The sequence below is a fragment of the uncultured Winogradskyella sp. genome, assembly GCF_947495255.1.
In the GTDB taxonomy this organism is placed as follows: Bacteria; Bacteroidota; Bacteroidia; order Flavobacteriales; family Flavobacteriaceae; genus Winogradskyella.
This window is the reverse complement of record NZ_CANLYI010000002.1, coordinates 355,482-375,879: the sequence shown is the minus strand read 5'-3', so window position 1 is coordinate 375,879 and position 20,398 is coordinate 355,482. Positions and strand designations below refer to the sequence as shown.

The 20,398-nt window shown below is 32.9% G+C and carries 14 protein-coding genes; 7 read left to right on the top strand and 7 right to left on the bottom strand.

What is annotated here, in order from left to right; all coding sequences use genetic code 11:
* The first annotated feature begins 27 nt into the window (after window positions 1–27).
* Complete coding sequence (locus Q0807_RS04385) at window positions 28–2,754, top strand: TonB-dependent receptor (protein WP_299106817.1); 2,727 nt, start codon at window positions 28–30, stop codon at window positions 2,752–2,754.
* Between the two features lie 63 nt (window positions 2,755–2,817).
* On the opposite strand, the gene Q0807_RS04380 is transcribed toward Q0807_RS04385, so the two are convergent.
* From Q0807_RS04380 to Q0807_RS04355, 6 genes are all read right to left on the bottom strand, one after another.
* Window positions 2,818–4,638: a hypothetical protein gene (locus tag Q0807_RS04380; RefSeq protein WP_299106815.1), complete on the bottom strand. Its 1,821-nt coding sequence runs from the start codon at window positions 4,636–4,638 to the stop codon at window positions 2,818–2,820.
* A gap of 128 nt (window positions 4,639–4,766) precedes the next feature.
* The gene (locus Q0807_RS04375; RefSeq protein WP_299106811.1) at window positions 4,767–6,578 is read right to left on the bottom strand and encodes a carboxypeptidase-like regulatory domain-containing protein; all 1,812 of its coding nucleotides are present in this window, start codon (window positions 6,576–6,578) and stop codon (window positions 4,767–4,769) included.
* A gap of 145 nt (window positions 6,579–6,723) precedes the next feature.
* Window positions 6,724–9,144: a sodium-translocating pyrophosphatase gene (locus tag Q0807_RS04370; protein ID WP_299106992.1), complete on the bottom strand. Its 2,421-nt coding sequence runs from the start codon at window positions 9,142–9,144 to the stop codon at window positions 6,724–6,726.
* A 160-nt stretch (window positions 9,145–9,304) separates the two neighbouring features.
* On the bottom strand, window positions 9,305–9,832 hold the full coding sequence (locus Q0807_RS04365; protein WP_299106808.1) for an inorganic diphosphatase: 528 nt from the start codon (window positions 9,830–9,832) through the stop codon (window positions 9,305–9,307).
* Between the two features lie 122 nt (window positions 9,833–9,954).
* A complete protein-coding gene (locus Q0807_RS04360; protein WP_299106806.1) occupies window positions 9,955–12,468 on the bottom strand; it encodes a DUF5686 and carboxypeptidase-like regulatory domain-containing protein in 2,514 nt (837 codons plus the stop codon).
* 85 nt (window positions 12,469–12,553) lie between these two features.
* Window positions 12,554–13,531: a pyruvate dehydrogenase complex E1 component subunit beta gene (locus Q0807_RS04355; RefSeq protein WP_299106804.1), complete on the bottom strand. Its 978-nt coding sequence runs from the start codon at window positions 13,529–13,531 to the stop codon at window positions 12,554–12,556.
* Window positions 13,532–13,861: 330 nt separating this feature from the next.
* On the opposite strand from Q0807_RS04355, the gene Q0807_RS04350 reads away from it, so the two are divergent.
* From Q0807_RS04350 to Q0807_RS04325, 6 genes are all read left to right on the top strand, one after another.
* Window positions 13,862–14,608, top strand: a complete 747-nt coding sequence (locus Q0807_RS04350; protein WP_299106802.1) for an electron transfer flavoprotein subunit beta/FixA family protein — start codon at window positions 13,862–13,864, stop codon at window positions 14,606–14,608.
* Window positions 14,609–14,694: 86 nt separating this feature from the next.
* Complete coding sequence (locus Q0807_RS04345) at window positions 14,695–15,657, top strand: electron transfer flavoprotein subunit alpha/FixB family protein (protein ID WP_299106800.1); 963 nt, start codon at window positions 14,695–14,697, stop codon at window positions 15,655–15,657.
* Between the two features lie 185 nt (window positions 15,658–15,842).
* The gene (locus Q0807_RS04340) at window positions 15,843–16,457 is read left to right on the top strand and encodes a bifunctional nuclease family protein (RefSeq protein ID WP_299106798.1); all 615 of its coding nucleotides are present in this window, start codon (window positions 15,843–15,845) and stop codon (window positions 16,455–16,457) included.
* Window positions 16,458–16,472: 15 nt separating this feature from the next.
* Window positions 16,473–18,188, top strand: coding sequence for a nucleoside transporter C-terminal domain-containing protein (locus tag Q0807_RS04335; RefSeq protein WP_299106795.1), 1,716 nt, complete (start codon window positions 16,473–16,475; stop codon window positions 18,186–18,188).
* Between the two features lie 232 nt (window positions 18,189–18,420).
* Complete coding sequence (locus tag Q0807_RS04330) at window positions 18,421–19,245, top strand: thymidylate synthase (RefSeq protein ID WP_299106990.1); 825 nt, start codon at window positions 18,421–18,423, stop codon at window positions 19,243–19,245.
* 9 nt (window positions 19,246–19,254) lie between these two features.
* Window positions 19,255–19,746 (top strand): hypothetical protein, encoded by a 492-nt coding sequence (locus Q0807_RS04325; protein WP_299106793.1) that lies wholly within the window; start codon window positions 19,255–19,257, stop codon window positions 19,744–19,746.
* A 65-nt stretch (window positions 19,747–19,811) separates the two neighbouring features.
* Here Q0807_RS04325 and Q0807_RS04320 read toward each other — a convergent pair whose 3' ends face one another.
* Window positions 19,812–20,114, bottom strand: a complete 303-nt coding sequence (locus tag Q0807_RS04320) for an isoamylase early set domain-containing protein (RefSeq protein ID WP_299106790.1) — start codon at window positions 20,112–20,114, stop codon at window positions 19,812–19,814.
* Window positions 20,115–20,398: the final 284 nt, after the last annotated feature.

The following is a 20,398-nucleotide window of genomic DNA, read 5'->3' as shown; positions in this document are numbered from 1 at the left end:
TTAAAATAACAATCACAACCAAATTATATGAAGAATGTTTTAGCGCTATTATGTATAGTAATAGCTAGTAGTTCCTTTGCCCAAATTAAGCTTCAGGGTGTTGTAAAGGATAGTATTGGTACACCATTAGAACTTGCAAATGTTATTGCTATTAATAAAGACTCTAACTCTTTAGAGTCTTATGGTATAACAGATTCTAATGGAAAGTTTGTACTGTCTTTAAGTAAGAATACCTTGTATAATATTCAGATCAGTTACATAGGATTAAAATCGGTAAATGAAACTCTAACAACCAAAGAAGCAGATATCACAAAAAACTATAGTATGGTTTCAGATAATCAGCTTGATGCAGTTGAGATTACTTACGAAATGCCTGTGACTATAAAAGGAGATACATTAATATATAATGCAGATTCATTTAAAAATGGTTCTGAGCGGAAGTTAGAAGATGTTCTAAAAAAATTACCTGGTGTAGAAATAAATGAAGATGGACAAGTTGAGGTAGAAGGTAAGGTGGTTAATAAATTAATGGTGAACGGAAAAGATTTCTTTGATGGTGACTCTAAATTAGCAACCAAAAACATACCTTCTAACGCAGTAGATAAAGTACAAGTTTTACGTAATTATTCCGAAGTAGGTCAGTTAAGCGGTGTACAGAATAATCAAGATAATGTGGCTATTAATATTAAACTAAAAGAAGGAAAAGAGAACTTTTGGTTTGGTGATGTTACTGCAGGAGGAGGTGTTGCACCTTCACCAAATGATGAATTATACTTAGTACAACCTAAATTGTTTTATTACAGTCCAAAATATAGTATTAATGTTATTGGTGACTTAAATAATATTGGAGAAGTAGCCTTAACAGGAAGGGATATTAGAAATTTTGGAGGTGGATTTAGAGCTCCAAGTAATAATAGTGGTACAAGTATAAATCTTGGTGATAATGGACTACGAGGTTTAACTGATCTTGGAGATGCAGAAAAAATAGAATCTAAGTTGGCAGCAGTTAACTTTAGTTATGCTCCAAATAAAGCTTTAGATCTTAGTGGTTTTATTATTTATAACGCAAATAGATTAAAAACAAGACAAGAGAGTTTTGTGCGTTATACGGATTCTGAATTAGACATTCCAGATGAAGAAACTATACAAACAGGTAGAGAAGCAACTAATCAGGGTTTAGCGAAGTTAAGTGCAAGCTATAAACCAAATGTAAATAATCAATTGAATTATGATATACTTGGTCGTATTTCTGATGATTCTGAAGCAAACGATGAGTTTTCATCTGTAGTTGGAAATACGAATCAACTTGATGAAGCAAAGCCTTTTAGTATTAATCAAAATGTTAACTATTATTACACATTAAATGAGACTAATATTTTTGCTTTTGAAGCACAACACTTAATTAAGGATGAAGACCCATTTTACAATGTAACAGGATTAAAGGATGAGGATGCTTTTGAGACAACAGCAGGTGTTTTAGGCCTAGATACGGATCAAACTAGTTATAACTTAAATCAAGAAAGACGTATTAAATCTAACCAGTTAGATGCTAAATTAGATTATTATAACATTCTGAATTCAAAAAGTAATATCAACTTTACGTTAGGGACTATTTTAAGTAATCAAAAATTTAATTCTAATATTTTTCAGTTTTTAGATGATGGTTCATTTTTTGATCCAACTGCAACTTTAACAACAAGTGATGGTGATTTGCTAGTAAATGAAAATGATACTGAATATAATTTTAGTGATGTTTATTTAGGAATGCATTATACTCTAAAAACAGGTAAGTTTACCATTACACCAGGATTTTCTGTACATGCTTATGGAAATAAAAACACACAATTTGGTACAACATATGAAGATAACTTTGTTAGATTATTACCTGATTTTGAAACTAGGATTCAATTTAAAAAGAGTGAAAGTTTAACTTTAAGCTATAATATGAAAAATTCGTTTACAGACGTTACGAGTTTAGCTGAAGGTTTAGTTTTAAATAATTACAATAGCATTCAGTATGGTGAGCCAGAATTACAGAATGCACTTTCGCATAATATAAGTCTACGTTATTTTAGTTTCAACCTTTTTAATTATACCAATGTTTTTGCTTTTTTTAATTATAATAAAAACATTGATCAGGTGAGGTCATTAACCGATTTTGATAATGTAATAAGAACGAGTTCTTATTTTAACTCTAATTTTGCAGATGAAAGTATTTCTACTTTCGGACGTATTCAACGCACATTTGGGAAGTTAAGAGCAAGCTTAAGAGCTAACTTTAATTACAGTAAAATAAATCAGTTTGTACAAGGTGATAGATCGGTAAATGAAAGTTTTTCTCAGACATACACACCAGAATTGAGTACTAATTTTAGAGAATGGCCAAACGTAACTTTAAAATACCGTCATAGTATAAGTAATACTAATCAAGGAGGTGACGATATAAAATATACTACAAGTGCACCTTCTGTAGAATTTGATGCTTATATATGGGATTCTTTAACGTTAAGGACAGATTATGCATACACTAATCAGAGTAGTAATATTACGCCTTCAGAATCTTATCAAACTTGGAATGCTAGTTTAGCTTACAGAAAGGATCAAGATGCTAAATGGGAATACCAACTTAAAGCCTCTAATTTATTAAATATAGATTCTAATGTGAATAATGGCTCTAGTAATATTTCAGTTTATAGTTCTGAGACTTTTATTTTACCAAGGTTTATCACTTTTAGATTGACTTATACTTTGTAAAATATTTTATTTTTAAATTTGAAAAAGCCTTCTGCTCTTATGAGTTGAAGGCTTTTTTATGAGTTACCTCTTTTTTATATGTGCAGAACCTACAATTGTTCTCGTTGGGCCATATGTTACACCTTCATAAACATGTATAAGTTCACCACTAAAATTTATATCGATATGGTCTCCTATAAATTCAGCAGCTTTACTAACATTTATAGTTATATTACAATCTTCAGTATTACTTAAAACGTATAATTGATTGGTGCCATTCTCTTCGAAACCTAATACTAATTTAACAAAATCATCAACACCTATAGTATAACTACCTAGTTGGTTAGGGACATTTATAATTATGCTATTGAATGTAGTATTAAATGGTCCTCCATGTAACTGAATGTAATCAGAAAATGTTCCAGTACCCAAGTCGTCATTTTCTATATACAATCTTTCAACCGCACTATCATCTATACTATATGTAAAAAATTCGTCAATTGTATTACAGGCATTTAAATCTCCTAAATTTGTAAAAGGAGATGTGAATGTATAGTATATTTCTCCAGTTGTTTGCGGGTTGTTAAAATTAGTTCCCATTATACTAAAGGTGTTATCTTCAAGACATCTAAGCACAATAATCTCAAAAGAACCATCATCGTTTATCGAGTCTGTAAAAGTTGTTTCTCCATAGGTGATTTGAACATATCCGTCAGTAACAGAAGCTCCATCACAATTATTTAATTTGCCAGTAACAGTTTCTTCAATAATATATGGATTATCGGTAATAATTATGGTGATGTTAGAGTCTGAAGAAAAAGAACCTATAGTTTCTAAGTGTAAAGGTGTATTTCCACAAATACCATAATTAAAAATACTAAGGTCTAAGCTTTCATTACTTGGCACAAAACCACAAACCTCTCCGTTTTCATTTGTGCTGCCATTAGTGCTTCCAAAAGTAGCACTTGTTATATTTACTTCTATATTGCTTAATTCATTGCCATTTTCGTCTGTAACCGTTACACAAAGTGTAATAGCTTCGGCTGGTATATCACAATTCCAAAAACTAAAATGAGATACACTACCAACATACATATTACCTTGTAAAGTGGCTTGTCCTTCTTCTTTCCAAAAGCCATTAACTTCATCAAAATACCAAAGCGGAATAGTTGCAGGTGCAATAGACATTAAACTAGCATCCACAGGTATTTTAATTTCTGAAGTAGAACCTTCGGCTAAATTTAAATCTTCTCCACCAGAACCTCTTAATTCTACAGCGAGCATACCAAGAGTTTGTAACATACGTTCAGCACCTTCTTCATTTTGAGCATACAACATACCTGGCATTTGTTGAGACATATCATCATCAGTAGGATCTAAATGATGCATAATAACATCTACAGAACCAGAGTAAGCAGAGCCATCTTCTTTAATAAAGTTTCCATCAAAACTTACTGAGCTTCCATTGTTAAGAGAAACCGTTCCTGCTGAGCCGCTATTAACAGTTCCGGTAATATTAGCATCTAGCATCATTATAGTTACTTTGTTTGTGCCTTCAGATGGAACAACACTTCGAGAAGCATGAATGTAACCTGCTTTTTCAGCTTTTACATAGCCAAAGCGTTTATTTACATCAGCATCTCTAATAATAAAAACACCATTGTTGTCTGTTAAAGCCGTTTCACTACCAATGGTAATTGTAACACCTGAGATTGGAAGGTGGTTTTTATCAACGACCGTTCCTAAAAAATCTCTAGAAATATCGTTACCAAAATATTCAGAAAAAGAATTTGGGATTTCTTGTTGTTGGTTATTATTGCTAGACGAACCATCGTCAATATCACAAGAGGTAAGTGATAAACATAATAAAAGGAAGGTTGAAAGTGAAATTTTGATTGATTTCATAGCGGTTGATTTAAGATTATATTTTATAGATGAAAAAATCTTAAAATGGTTGCGTGAAAAATCCTATTAATTTTTGCTTCAATACTAATTAGTATTGAAAGGCTTTTTTTTAGATAGAGAGTTTTAAATTAATAATCTCTAAATACATGCACAACTCCAGTAATAGTATGTGGGTTACCATTATAATCTTCATAAGCTCCACTAAAATTAATATCTATATACTCACCTGCTGCTCCTAATGTTGTTAGGTTAAATATGATGTTGTTATTTGTAGAAGTCATATCTATACATTCTTGTATATTGAAACCCGTATCATTGGCGTCGTTCCAGTCGAAATAATCATATGAGCCTTCATATACAGTATCGTCCAGGTTTCCGAACATATAGAAACAATTTCCAGTATTACTTGAACCGCTAATGGTTAATGAAGGTCCATCAACAGCATCTGAAGCTTCAGAAAATCCTGTTTGAAATCCATCAATTATTAATACAGTTTCTCCATCATCAATTGAGTATTGTATAAATTCGGTTACTGTATTACAAGCTGATATCGATCCTATATTAGTTAAGGGTGTTGTAAACGTATAACTAATACTATCCGTTGTCTGTAAGTTTACATAATCACTACCTTTTAATTTAAAGGTATTATCTTCTTCACAACGTAGCAAATTAATTTCAAACTCACCATTAGTTACTAAATCTATGTAAGTTTGGTATCCATAAGTTAATTGCACATAGCCATCATTTACAGCGTCACCATTACAAGAATTAAAATTTCCAATAATGGTTTCCTCTATAATATCTGAACTTTCTTGCACAATAATAGAAATATTAGAATCGGTTGAAAATGGCCCAATCATTTCATAATAAAGAGGTGTGTCTCCACAAAAATCATAACTATAAATATTAAGTTCTAAGGTTTCGTTGCTTGGAACATAACCACATACTTCACCATTTTCATTTGTGTAACCATATGTAGTGCCAAAAGTTGTACTAGTTATACTTACCCAAAGATTACTCAGTGAGTTATTACTTTCATTAGTAGCTGTTATGCAAAGTGTGATGGCTTCTGCTGGTATATCACAATTCCAGAATGAAAAATGAGAAACATTACCAACATACATATTGCCTTGTAGAGTGGCTTGTCCTTCCTCTTTCCAATAGCCGTTAACTTCATCAAAATACCATAATGGAATAGTTGCAGGTGCAATACTCATTAAACTCGCATCAACTGGCATTTTAATTTCCGAGATAGAACCTTCTCCTAAGTTTAAATCTTCTCCACCTGTACCTCTCAATTCTATTGCTAACATTCCTAAGGTTTGAAGCATGCGTTCAGCACCTTCATTGTTTTGGGCATATAACATACCAGGCATTTGCATGGCCATGTCCTTATCAGCCGGATCTAAATGATGCATTATTACATCAACAGAACCAGAATACGCTGAGCCATCTTCTTTAATAAAATTACCATCAAAACTTACAGAACTTCCATTTGCTACGCTAATTGTTTCAGAAGAACCACTGTTTACGGTTCCTACAACCGTAGCTTCAAGTAGCATTATGGTTACTTTGTTAGTACCACCTGAAGGCACAACACTACGTGAGCCATGAATATATCCTGATTTTTCAGCTTTAACATATCCAAAACGTTCATTTACATTAGTGCTATTTATAATAAAAATACCATTACTATCGGTTAATACTGTTTCGTTACCAATAGTGATAGTAACACCTTCAATTGGATTTTTGTTACTGTCTATTACATTGCCTATAAAATCTCTTGAAATGTCGTTTCCAAAATATTCAGAAAACGAATCTGGTATTGTTTCTTGTTGTCCATTACTATTATTGCCATCATCCGTTTCACAAGATGTTAGGGAGGTTAATGCAAATAGAAAAATTAAAATAAGACTGAGGATTTTTTTAATTGATGCCATAATGAATCTTTTGATTAGAATTGCTTGATTTACAGATATAACAGTTATAATCAAGAAATTCCTACCTTGTAATAGCTAAATTACGTGAAATGAAAAACCCTCATAAATGATTTTTATGAGGGTTTTTTATTTATGATTCTAAAGGTTATCCTTTAGTTATATCTACTTTTTCAATGACTTTTATAATGTCGCCAGCATCATTTGTAATAGAGGCTTCAAAAGCTTTTAATTCTTTCTCTACTTCAGATTGAGTACCTTCAAAAACAATTGTTTCTAATACTTTTACGCCTTCTTTTATTGTAGAAAAGTCAACTGTTGCTTTTGCAATAGCATTAGAATTAACCGTCATTTCAATAGACACTTCTTCTTCAATGTTTGCTAAAGCAGTATCATTAGAATGACCACCTAAAATAGGAGCAATAACTAAACCAATTAAACACGTTAGTTTAATTAAGATGTTCATTGAAGGTCCAGATGTATCTTTAAATGGGTCACCAACAGTATCGCCAGTTACAGCCGCTTTATGAGCTTCAGAACCTTTAAATGTCATTTCTCCATTAATTTCTACACCTGCTTCAAATGATTTCTTAGCGTTATCCCAAGCACCACCTGCATTGTTTTGGAATATTGCCCAAAGTACACCAGAAACTGTAACACCAGCCATATAACCACCAAGCATTTCTGCGATAGCTAAAGGATCCATTCCGAAAATCATAGGAATAAAGGCGATTGCTAAAGGGAAACCAATAGTTAATAAACCAGGTAACATCATTTCTTTTAAAGAAGCTTCAGTAGAAATAGCAACACACTTATCGTATTCTGGTTGTCCTGTTCCTTCCATAATGCCTGGAATTTCTCTAAACTGACGACGCACTTCTTCTACCATTTCCATGGCAGCTTTACCAACAGCATTCATTGCTAAAGCAGAAAATACTACTGGTACCATACCACCAACAAATAACATGGCTAAAACAGGTGCTTTAAAAATGTTAATACCATCAATTCCTGTAAACGTTACATAGGCAGCAAATAAAGCTAAAGATGTTAATGCTGCAGAAGCAATTGCAAAACCTTTTCCGGTTGCAGCCGTTGTGTTACCAACTGAATCTAATATATCTGTACGCTCTCTAACGATTGGTTCTTGTTCGCTCATTTCAGCAATTCCACCAGCATTATCCGATATTGGTCCGAAAGCATCAATTGCTAACTGCATTGCAGTTGTAGCCATCATTGCAGATGCAGCCAATGCAACTCCGTAAAATCCGGCAAAAGCATAAGATGCCCATATTGCTCCAGCAAATAATAATACAGAAGGGAATGTAGAAATCATACCAGTAGCTAAACCAGCGATAATGTTTGTACCTGCTCCGGTACTTGATTGTTGTACAATATTTAAAATTGGTTTTTTACCTAAACCAGTGTAATATTCCGTTACCGACGAAATAACAGCACCTACAACTAAACCTACTAAGGTTGCGTAGAATACTCTCATTGAAGAAATCTCTTGTAAGCCTTCTCCAAAGAAGTTCATTTGCATTGTTTCTGGTAACATCCATGTTACTAATCCAAAACATGCAGCAGCAACTAATATAATTGAAGTCCAGTTTCCAATATTTAAAGCGCCCATAACTTCAGCTTCTTTAGCATCGTTACTTTTTATTTTAACCAACATCGTTCCGATGATAGAAATAATGATACCTACACCAGCAATTGCCATTGGTAATAAAATAGGACCAATACCTCCAAAAGCATCAGAGATTGAGCCACCCATATCTTTAATGACATAGTTACCTAAAACCATTGCAGCTAATACCGTTGCTACATAAGAACCAAATAAATCAGCTCCCATTCCGGCAACATCACCTACATTATCACCTACATTATCTGCTATAGTTGCAGGATTACGAGGGTCATCTTCAGGGATTCCAGCTTCTACCTTACCAACTAAATCAGCACCAACATCGGCTGCCTTCGTATAAATTCCTCCACCAACTCTGGCGAATAAAGCAATTGATTCTGCTCCAAGTGAAAAACCAGCTAAGGTTTCTAAGACGATAGTCATATCCATGGTATTTGTCCAAACACCACCCATAAAGACATTAAAAAAGATTATAAAGAATACTGTTAAGCCTAAAACAGCTAAACCAGCAACTCCAAGACCCATTACAGTTCCACCTCCAAAAGAGACTTTTAGTGCATTTGGTAAACTTGTACGAGCAGCTTGTGTTGTTCTAACGTTTGTTTTTGTTGCTATTTTCATTCCGATATTTCCAGCGAATGCAGAAAATACTGCACCAAAAACAAAAGCGATTACAATTAACCAGTGTGTTGTAGGTACAATAAATGAAACAATAGCTAATAATGCAGCTACTACGACTACAAAAACAGCTAGTAATTTGTATTCGGCATTTAAAAACGCCAATGCTCCTTCATATATATGGTCTGAAATTTCTTTCATCTTACCATCTCCTGCATCTTGTTTCATTACCCAAGATTGCTTAATGAGCATGTAAATTAATCCTAAAATTGCCAACGCTATTGGCATGTAAATCATCATTGATTCCATATTGTAATATTTAAATTGATTAGTTTTTAGCTCGGCTAAAGTAGTAAAATCAAACATATTTTTACGAAAAAAGCAATATCAATTACATGATATTGCTTTTTTAATATTTATAAGTTAAAAAACTTACGATTTCGAAAACGATGTAGTTGGGTCGATTTCGTTAAATTGTAAAAGTGCGTTTCTTTTTGTGCTCACTTTCATCGTAACGTTTAACACATTCGTGATAGATTGCCACAGCTTCTTCTGCATTTCCCCAATCACCAACATCAACTTTCTTTTTCTCTAAGTCCTTATAGACCCTAAAGAAGTGTTCGATTTCTTTTAATCTATGTGGATTTAAATCGCTAATATCTTTATTATTACTCCAAATTGGGTCAGAAACTGGTACACAAATAATTTTTTCATCTGGTCCTTTTTCATCTGTCATATGGAAAACACCAATTGGTCTAACTTCCATTACTACCATCGGGAAGGTAGGTTGATGCCCTAATACTAAAACATCTAAAGGGTCGCTATCTAAAGCTAAAGTTTCTGGTATAAAACCGTAATCTCCTGGATACATCATAGATGAAAAAAGCATACGGTCGAAACGAATTTTATGTAAAGTAAAATCGTATTCATATTTATTACGACTTCCTTTAGGTATTTCTATTAATACATCGAAAGTTAAATCTTCTTGTTCTGACATGTCTATTTTATTAATTTGAAAAATCACACAAGAAAATATTTGTGCGATTTTTGTGTTATTTCAGTCTGTAAATATAGTGTTTTACCGAGTTTTAGGCAAATGAAAAGAATCTTAAAATCGGGTTAGAAGTAAAACCCAAAGCTACCTGTTATTCCAAATTTTCTAGCATCTGGAAGATCTAGATAATTACCTCTGAAGTTAAAGTCTAATCGCAATACCTTAAAAATGTTGGCTACACCGACACTATATTCATAATACATTCGAGAATCTGGTGCAACTAATATGAATTCAGCAGGATTATTTCCTGTATTGCTTAATGCTCTGTTTTCTTCTGATAATTCTCCCCAAACACCTCTTAAGCCTAAGATTGCTCTTAAGTTATACTTCTTTAGAAATGGTATACGAGAAAATATACGACCATTAAAATTATGTTCTAAATGCACAGAACTATAGGTGTCAGTTACAAATTCGTAAAAATCTAGTTGTGGAAACGTGTTATATATTGAGAAATAAGTTTGGTTACCAGGTACAACATTTAGTAATGCCAATGGCACTTCACCAAAAGTTTTACCAGCTTCTATTGAGGTTGTTAAACGGCCAAAACCACCTAGTTGCCATGGTTGGATGTATGAGAATTGCACTTTAGTATAATCGAAATCGCTACTAAACCAATCTTGGTCTCCACGACTCACTTGTGCAAAAAGCCTAGCGAAATTATCGTTTTTCTCTCTTCGTTCTACACCAAAACCAGTCATTTCTCGTTTTGGAAAATAAGATAGAGATAGTCTAGATTCAAATTGTTTAATTTCTGAAGAAATACCAGTAGGTGATTCAATATCATTATAGTCTAAACTAAACGTAGGTGATGCAGATCTGAGATTGCGAAAACTTCCGTCTATTCTCACTTCAAAGTTTCGTGTAGGTTCAATAGAGAATCCTAAATTAGTTAAACTAATATTGGTTAATTTATCATTTGAGCCTGTACTAATAATTGATGAAGATGCTAAACTACGTCCTAAAACATCTGTTGAGCTTGTTAAACTCGCTCCAATTTGTTCCACATCTCTACGATTGCCTCCAAATATTGTGAGTCGGCTTCGCTTATTTAATAACCATTTTCCTGAAATACCGTATTTAAATTTATCGTCCTTAAAACCATATGCTAAGAAACCTTCAATTCGCCATAAATCATTAGGACCAAAATACGTTCGTCCACCAGTTCTTAACCTCACACCTTCAACCTCGTTATAACCGAAGGTTGAAAAAATTGGACCATAGTCCATGTTAAGGCTCGGGAACTCTATATAACCAGAGGCAAGTATGCTTCCTAGATTATACATACGTTTGAATTTCTTAACCGTCTTAAGCGTGTCTAACATTTTATAAACACCTTTTTCGTCTTTGCTTAATTCTTCAAGTCGGTTAGTTTGCCAAAAATCGTCTTGACGGTTATAGACGTCTGCTTCGTAATTATAAACAACCTTATCATAAAACTTAGCGTCTTTTGGTTGGTTGAATTGATAATTATCGTAGATCGTAGTTCGTTTTCCGTAAATCCCTCTAGATTTTTCCTTTTTATTCATGGAAAAATCTGAAAGAAAATAATCGCGTTTAATTAAGAATAAGGAATCATTTAAAACTTCGAATTCTTGTTCTATATATATTTCTTTAACCCAATTTATATTCGCGCTTTTTGATGCTTGAAGATTAATTTCCTTTATAGCGAAAGTAGAATCGTTAACCCAAAAATCACCTTTAAAAGTTAATTCGTTTTTTCGTCTTGGGTAATAAATGATGTTGTAACACCATTTGTTATCTATAAAAGCACTGTCAGATAAAACATAGTTATAGGTTTGAACACCAGTTCTACTTAATGGGCTCACAAAGCTTTTATCGAAAAATTTCATGTAATTATCATAGATACTATATTCAGAATATAAATCGTCTATAAAATCAATTATAATTTGGTTATTACTAAAGCCAGAGTTTTTATTACCTATTAAATCCTCACGTTCTTTATTAATTGAATTATCACCAGAGATTTTCTTTACAGATTCATTTAAAAAGATTGGTAAATACGTTTTTCCGGTAACATTAGACGTATCAACTTCTTCAAACACAAATTCCATACCTTTAAAAAGCTTACTTTTAATTAAAGCGCTATCTATGGTGTTGAGGTCAAATTCTACTTTTTCGTATTGGTCGTATTCGTATTGTTTAAATTGATTGAGTCCATTTTTTCGTTTACGTTCCCAAATCTTTTTAAGAATTCTTATAGCTGGATTTTCTGAAGCCTTTTTAGATTGTTTACCAGTTACAATAAGAACTTCATCAAGGGAAGACTCCTCTTCTTGAAGAATAAATTTTAATTCATAATTTATTCGTTTCGGTAAAGGAATTTCGAGTGTTTTAAAACCAACAAAAGAAACCACTAAGGTTTCCCAGTTTTCATCGGATTCTAAATAAAATTTACCGTCTTCGTTTGTAATGGTTCCAATGGTGGAGCCTTTAAACATTACATTGGCAAAAGGTATTGGCGTGTTGCCTTCATCAAACACGTGTCCGCTGACTTTAGTTTGCGCAGTGGCAGATAAAAGTCCTAGTGATATAAAAAATAAGAGTAGTTTCAGTTTCATAATAAAAAACAAACTTCATCAACAACCATGCTAAACTTAACTTTTAGGTTGATAATGAAGTTTACTTAACGCAGAAATCTGCGATTTATTTGTACATCACTTTTTTAACTGCTTTAATAACAGAGTCACTATTAGGTAACCATTCTGCTAATAACACAGGAGAATAAGGTGCAGGTGTATCTGCCGTATTTATTTTTACAACAGGAGCATCTAAATAATCAAAAGCTTCTGATTGTACCAAATAAGTAATTTCAGTTGATACATTTCCAAATGGCCATGCTTCTTCTAAAATTACTAATCTATTTGTTTTCTTAACAGATTTTAATATGGCCTCTCTATCTAATGGACGTACCGTACGTAAATCTATAATTTCACAAGAAATACCTTCTTTTGCTAATTCATCAGCAGCTTTGTAAGCTTCTTTTATAATCTTACCGAAAGAAACAATAGTAACATCTGTTCCTTCACGTTTAATATCAGCTACTCCAATAGGAACTGTATATTCTCCTTCTGGTACTTCACCTTTGTCGCCATACATCTGCTCACTTTCCATAAAAATAACTGGATCGTCATCTCTAATGGCAGCTTTTAATAAACCTTTTGCATCGTAAGGATTTGAAGGAACAATTACTTTTAAACCAGGTGTGTTAGCAAACCAGTTTTCAAATGCTTGCGAATGCGTTGCACCTAATTGACCAGCTGAACCAGTTGGCCCTCTAAATACAATAGGACATTTAAATTGTCCACCAGACATTTGTCTGATTTTTGCAGCATTATTTATAATTTGATCAATACCAACTAAAGAGAAGTTGAATGTCATATATTCTACTATAGGACGATTGCCTGTCATTGTAGAACCAATAGCAATACCAGCAAAACCTAGTTCAGCAATTGGTGTATCAATAACACGTTTTGCTCCAAACTCATCTAACATACCTTTAGATGCTTTATAAGCACCATTATATTCTGCTACTTCTTCACCCATAAGATAAATGCTCTCATCTCTGCGCATTTCTTCGCTCATGGCTTCACAAATAGCTTCTCTAAATTGAATTGTCTTCATGTTCTTATTTTTGTTCGAAAAGCAAAAATAATAATTATTGCTTATATAATGACATTAAATGTAGAGTCAAAAATGTTTTTTTTTATATTCTTAGATTAAGATAGTCTATTTAGTTTATTTCGCATTTAATCATAACAAAATAGTATGTTGTTTTTTTTAGATAAGGTCAGTTTATTGATAAAAAAGAGTGTGATTTTTTGAAAAATTGATAGTTTAATCGAATAAAACTGTCATTACATAAAATTTATTATGCATGCATAGTAAAATTTCAAATATTTATATTTATCTTCGTCGTGAATAAAATAGACGTTTAAAATAAATCATTTTTATATGAAAATATTAGTATGTATTAGCCATGTGCCTGATACAACCTCAAAAATTAATTTTACAGAAGGCGATACTAAGTTTGACACTAATGGTGTACAATTTGTAATCAACCCTAATGACGAATTTGGCCTTACACGTGCCATGTGGTTTAAAGAAAAGCAAGGCGCAAGCGTAGACGTTGTTAATGTTGGAGGTGCAGAAACAGAACCTACTTTAAGAAAAGCGTTAGCGATTGGTGCAGACTCTGCAATTAGAGTAAATACTGAAGCTACAGATGGTTTTGCAGTTGCAAAACAATTAGCAAAAGTAGTTAATGATGGTGGATACGATTTAGTAATTGCTGGTAGAGAATCTATTGATTACAATGGTGCAATGGTTCCTGGTATGTTAGCAGGTATGATTGGTGCAAACTTTGTAACCAATTGTATAGGCTTAGAAGTTGATGGAACAAGCGCAAAAGCAATTAGAGAAATCGATGGTGGTAAAGAAACTGTAAGTACAAGTTTACCTTTAGTTATTGGAGGCCAAAAAGGATTGGTAGAAGAAAGTGACTTACGTATTCCTAATATGAGAGGTATTATGATGGCTCGTAAAAAGCCATTAACGGTTGTTGAGCCTACAGATGCAAGTGCAGAAACTAAAGTAGTGAGTTTTGAAAAACCAGCTCCTAGAGGTGCCGTTAAATTGGTAGATGCAGATAATATAGATGAATTAGTGAGCTTACTTCATAACGAAGCTAAAGTGATTTAAAACCAAATTCTAACATTCAAAAATCTAAATTCTAAAGTATAGATTAAAGGAGTTTAGAACTTGAAGTTTAAAAATTAAAAAAGATTATGTCAATTCTAGTATATACAGAATCCGAAAACGGAAAATTAAAAAAAGCGGCTTTAGAAGTTGTGTCTTACGCTAAAGCTGTTGCCGATCAAATGGGAACATCAGTAACTGCTGTTGCTGTTAATGCAGATAATGCAGAAATTTTAGGGAACTACGGAGCATCAAAAGTGCTTTTGGTAAAAGATGATAGTTTAAAAGCATTTAACGCCAAAAAATATGCAGCGATAGTTGATAATGCAGCAAATAACGAAGGTGCAAAAGTAGTGGTCGTTAGTTCTAGTGCAGATAGTAAATATTTAGCACCATTATTAGCCGTAAGTTTAGATGCAGGTTATGTGTCTAATGTTTTTGAAGCGCCATCTAGTGTGTCTCCATTTACAGTAAAACGTACAACATTTACAAACAAAGCTTTTGCAAATACAGAAATTACTACTGATGTAAAAATTGTTGGTTTATCTAATAATTCATTCGGATTGGTAGAATCTGGAGGAAGTGCTTCAGTTGAAGATTTCTCACCTTCATTGCCAGATTCTGGAGTAAATGTAGAGTCTATTGACAAAGCTACAGACAAAGTAAGTATCGCTGATGCAGAGATTGTAGTTTCTGGAGGAAGAGGATTAAAAGGACCAGAGAATTGGGGAATGATTGAAGAGCTTGCAGATGTTTTAGGAGCTGCAACAGCTTGTTCTAAACCAGTGTCAGATTTAGGGTGGAGACCACATAGTGAGCATGTTGGACAAACAGGTAAGCCAGTAGCTTCAAACTTATATATAGCCATTGGTATTTCTGGTGCAATACAGCATTTAGCAGGTATTAACTCCTCTAAAGTAAAAGTGGTAATTAATACAGATCCAGAAGCTCCTTTCTTTAAGGCAGCAGATTATGGAGTTGTAGGTGATGCATTTGAAGTTGTGCCTAAGTTAATTGAAAAATTAAAAGCTTTTAAAGCCGCAAACGCATAATTTTATTACCTTGTAAATTGAATACCAATTCGGTGAAGAGACGATGAGGTATTAATTAAGGACTGTTTAAATTTTGATTTCTATCTAATACTTACATTTTAAGGAAAGTATAGGAGAAATTAGCTAAATCTGTAAATGCAGTTGGTAAAGTCCAAATTTAAACAGTTCTTTGTGTTTTATAAATTATGAGTTTAGTTCGTTTAAATATCAAAGGCATTTCATACAGTCAAACCCAAAATGGTGCCTACGCTTTAATACTTAATGAAGTAGATGGTGACAGAAAACTACCAATAGTCATTGGTGCTTTTGAGGCGCAATCCATTGCAATAGCTTTAGAAAAGGAGATTCGTCCACCTCGTCCGCTTACTCACGATTTATTTAAAAATTTCGCTGACCGTTTCGATATTGTTGTAAAGCAAGTCATCATCCATAAGTTGGTAGATGGTGTGTTTTATTCAAGTTTAATTTGCGAACGCGATAAAATTGAAGAAATAATTGATGCCAGAACAAGTGATGCGATTGCTTTGGCTTTACGTTTTCAGGCACCAATATTCACTTATAAAAATATTTTAGATAAAGCAGGAATCTATCTTAAAGTCAATCCTAAAAAGGATGACGAAGAACAAGATAGCATTCTTGTAGACGACCTTATTGTGGAAGAAATTGAAGCTGCTTCAGTTGAGCAAGAAGGTTATAAAAATACATCTCTCGAAGAACTTAATAAGCTCTTAGATGAAGCCGTTAATAATGAAGATTATGAAACTGCTGCCAAAATAAGAGACGAAATTTCTAAACGCTAACTAACTCTACACTTTATGAATTATTTTTTCAAGACACTTCTTGTTATATTTATTGGGCTCTCATCAATTACGGCACAAGAACTTGAAAAAACATGGGAATCTACAGTTCCTGAAAGCGCTTATAAAACTTTAGAATTTAAGAAAGGAGAGTTTAATTTTTCTTCAGACTCAAATCATAGTCTTCAAGGCGATTATATGTATCAAAATAATTTATTGGTACTTTATCATAACGATTCACTCAACTCCATTGAAAAGTATAAAATAACTGAGCTTACAGATTCAACTCTAGTTTTCTCGGGAAAAGAGATGCGTTTCAATTTAGTGCCAAAAAAAGAAGATAAAGTTGCTCTATCTGAAACTAATGTAGATAAAATAATTCCTAATCAAGGGTTTTCATTTACAAGTTTTTGGAGAGGCGCTTTAGGTATGGTAAGCTTAATTTTTATTGCATTTTTATTCAGTAGTAATCGTAAAGCTATTAATTGGAAAACCGTTGGAATTGGATTACTCTTTCAACTTATTATCGCTATAGGTGTATTGAAAATTGATTTTGTAAAATCGGTTTTTGAGTATGTAGGTCAAGGATTTATTGCTATTCTAGGCTTTACACAAGCAGGTAGTGAGTTCTTATTTGGAGGCATGTTAGATATTAACTCCTTCGGTTTCATCTTTGCATTTCAAGTACTACCTACAATTATATTTTTCTCCGCTTTAACATCAGTCTTGTTTTACCTAGGATTGATTCAAAAGGTAGTAAAAGGAATGGGCTGGTTATTATCTAAGGTATTAGGGATTTCAGGACCAGAAAGTTTAAGTGTTGCTGGTAATATTTTCTTAGGACAGACAGAAGCTCCTTTATTGATTAAGGCTTATTTAGAAAAAATGAATAAGTCCGAAATTCTTCTGGTAATGATAGGAGGAATGGCAACCGTTGCAGGTGCTGTTTTAGCTGCATATATTGGGTTTTTAGGAGGAGAAGATGAAGCATTACAATTGTTTTATGCTAAACATTTATTAGCTGCGTCTGTTATGGCTGCACCAGGAGCTATTGTGATTTCTAAAATATTATTTCCGCAGACAGAAGAGGTTAATACAGATGTTGCAGTGTCTCAAGATAAAATAGGGTCTAACATTTTAGAAGCCATTGCAAACGGAACTACTGAAGGTTTAAAACTAGCGGTTAATGTAGGCGCCATGCTTTTAGTTTTTGTTGCTTTTATAGCCATGATAAATGGTATTTTGGGAGGTGTTGCAGGTTTTGATGGAATTATTATTGAAGAATGGAATATTAATTGGCATTTTACTTCACTAAATGAAGTTATTGCTGCAAATACACCATATAAAGATGGTCTTTCTTTAGAGTTTATTTTAGGTTACGTTTTTGCACCTTTAATGTGGTTAATTGGCGTGGCTTCAGAAGATATGGCATTAATGGGGCAGCTATTAGGAATTAAATTAGCAGCTAGTGAGTTTATAGGCTATATACAATTAGCTGATTTAAAAAATGCAGCAAGTGCTACACATCTTACTTACGAAAAATCTATAATCATGGCAACATACATGTTATGTGGTTTTGCTAATTTTGCTTCAATAGGAATACAAATTGGAGGTATTGGTTCATTAGCACCAGGACAACGTAAACAGTTATCTAAATTTGGAATGAAAGCTTTAATAGGAGGTACATTAGCTTCATTAGTTTCAGCGACCATTGCAGGAATGATTATTGGGTAACAAATTCCTTTGAAGAAAGGAATCTCAAAGTAATTAAAAATATACTTTCATCTTTAATTCCAATCACAACTCATTCCGTTAATAACTTTTAATATTAAACAAAGTATTTATTCAGGCGAGTTAGTGCTTTTTTTTAATTTCGCTTTGAGTGGTGCTGAACTAGTTACAGTATTTCAACTTATCAAAATTTTTGTATAACTTAAAAGGGACTCCTGCTTTTGCAGGAGGTAATATGAAACAATATCACGACTTAGTAAAACACGTTTTAGCAGAAGGGAACGAAAAAGGAGATAGAACAGGAACTGGGACAACAAGCGTTTTTGGTTACCAAATGCGATTTGATTTAAGCGAAGGTTTCCCAATGGTAACGACTAAAAAGTTACATCTAAAATCTATAATATATGAATTGCTTTGGTTTTTAAAAGGGGATACAAATACAAAGTATCTAACTGAAAATGGCGTAAGAATCTGGAACGAATGGGCTGATGAAAATGGTGATTTAGGTCCAGTTTACGGACATCAATGGCGTAATTGGGCTAGCGAAGAGATAGATCAAATTAAGGAGGTTATTTCTACTTTAAAGAACAATCCAAACAGTCGTAGAATGTTGGTTTCTGCATGGAATCCTTCAGTTTTACCAGATACATCAAAATCATTCTCTGAGAATGTAGCCAACGGAAAAGCAGCATTGCCGCCTTGTCATGCCTTTTTTCAATTTTATGTAGCAGACGGGAAATTATCTTGTCAACTCTACCAACGTAGTGCAGATATCTTTTTAGGCGTACCATTTAATATTGGATCTTATGCCTTATTCACCATGATGATGGCTCAGGTTTGTGGTTACGAAGCTGGTGATTTTATTCACACTTTTGGTGACGCACATATTTACAATAATCACAAAGACCAATTAGAGTTACAATTATCTCGAGAGATAAGACCATTGCCAAAAATGATTTTAAATCCTGAAATTAAAGATATTTTCGATTTTAAATTTGAAGACTTCACACTTGTAGATTACAATCCGCACCCACATATTAAAGGGAAAGTCGCTATTTAAATTTTCTCTATGAAATTATTTTTTATAAGTTTAGTTTTCCTATCTGGCTTGCTTCTTTGTGTTCAAGGAAAGATGTTTGCAAAACAAGTATTAAATTTTAAAACAACCACAGAGGAATTGGTAGTAAATAGGAGCAATGAAAAGATTAAGTTATTTAATAAAACATATCCTGTTTACAGAGGTTGCGATAAAGATTTAAGTTTTGAAGATACTAAAAAATGTACTACAGAAAAAATAATAAATTATATAAAGGTTAGCTTTAATTACGAGTTAGCAGATAAAGCATTTCCTACGGCAAAAAAGACTCAGTTTCATGTAGATTTTGTAATTAACGAAAAAGGAAGGACAGAAGAGATTAATGTAAAAGCACATCATAAAGCAGTTGCAATAGATGTAATTCAACTTATAAAACGGATGCCAAAATTCAAAACTGTAGGCACAAATAATGGACAACCAGTTAAGACGCCATTTAGTGCCTTAATGACAGTGTATTTTGATTAAAAAACAAAAAAGCATCTCAAAATTAATTGAGACGCTTTTGTTAATGTCTTATTTAAGAGGCTTTCTTATAAATTGATTACACTGTTTTCTGCGCCAGCATAGTCATTCCAAGCATAAGAGTCTGCTTGGTCATCGTTAAGGTAAGATTTACCATCAACAAGGTATCTAAATTCGTAAGAGTTGTCTTTTTCTAAATCAACAGTTGCTTTAAAAGTACCGTTTTTTAGTTTCTTTAATTTAGTCGCTTTTTTTGCGTTCCAATCGTTAAAGTTTCCAACAACAACTACACTTTTTGCCTCTTCTGCAGGTACAGAAAATGTGACCTTACAAACTGGTTTACTTTTTAAATACTGCTTTTTAATTGCCATAATAATTGATTTAATTACACTACAAAAGTATAAAAGAATCGAGTAATTAAAATCGATTAAAGGTCTAAAGGCGAAAGAATTATCATTTTCTTAATATGGTAAATGATTTTTATGACAGAATGTAATTTTTAAAGTCATATTTTAGTGTATCAATAACATAATATTTTTTTTCTTTGTGTCTGATTTTCAGCTAAATCGTTTGCGAAAGTGCTAATAATAGAAACTCATAAATTTACCACCTTGATTTATTTAAAATTTAGGTATATTTATCTTATTAAATTACC

Excerpts from the sequence above, each read along its gene's own strand:
- Q0807_RS04335 (WP_299106795.1), top strand. The coding sequence starts at position 16,473 with ATGAATTATTTTTTCAAGACACTTCTTGTTATATTTATTGGGCTCTCA.
- Q0807_RS04320 (WP_299106790.1), bottom strand. The coding sequence starts at position 20,114 with ATGGCAATTAAAAAGCAGTATTTAAAAAGTAAACCAGTTTGTAAGGTC.
- Q0807_RS04360 (WP_299106806.1), bottom strand. The coding sequence starts at position 12,468 with ATGAAACTGAAACTACTCTTATTTTTTATATCACTAGGACTTTTATCT.
- Q0807_RS04325 (WP_299106793.1), top strand. The coding sequence starts at position 19,255 with ATGAAATTATTTTTTATAAGTTTAGTTTTCCTATCTGGCTTGCTTCTT.
- Q0807_RS04345 (WP_299106800.1), top strand. The coding sequence starts at position 14,695 with ATGTCAATTCTAGTATATACAGAATCCGAAAACGGAAAATTAAAAAAA.
- Q0807_RS04355 (WP_299106804.1), bottom strand. The coding sequence starts at position 13,531 with ATGAAGACAATTCAATTTAGAGAAGCTATTTGTGAAGCCATGAGCGAA.
- Q0807_RS04350 (WP_299106802.1), top strand. The coding sequence starts at position 13,862 with ATGAAAATATTAGTATGTATTAGCCATGTGCCTGATACAACCTCAAAA.
- Q0807_RS04385 (WP_299106817.1), top strand. The coding sequence starts at position 28 with ATGAAGAATGTTTTAGCGCTATTATGTATAGTAATAGCTAGTAGTTCC.
- Q0807_RS04370 (WP_299106992.1), bottom strand. The coding sequence starts at position 9,144 with ATGGAATCAATGATGATTTACATGCCAATAGCGTTGGCAATTTTAGGA.
- Q0807_RS04375 (WP_299106811.1), bottom strand. The coding sequence starts at position 6,578 with ATGGCATCAATTAAAAAAATCCTCAGTCTTATTTTAATTTTTCTATTT.
- Q0807_RS04365 (WP_299106808.1), bottom strand. The coding sequence starts at position 9,832 with ATGTCAGAACAAGAAGATTTAACTTTCGATGTATTAATAGAAATACCT.
- Q0807_RS04330 (WP_299106990.1), top strand. The coding sequence starts at position 18,421 with ATGAAACAATATCACGACTTAGTAAAACACGTTTTAGCAGAAGGGAAC.
- Q0807_RS04380 (WP_299106815.1), bottom strand. The coding sequence starts at position 4,638 with ATGAAATCAATCAAAATTTCACTTTCAACCTTCCTTTTATTATGTTTA.
- Q0807_RS04340 (WP_299106798.1), top strand. The coding sequence starts at position 15,843 with ATGAGTTTAGTTCGTTTAAATATCAAAGGCATTTCATACAGTCAAACC.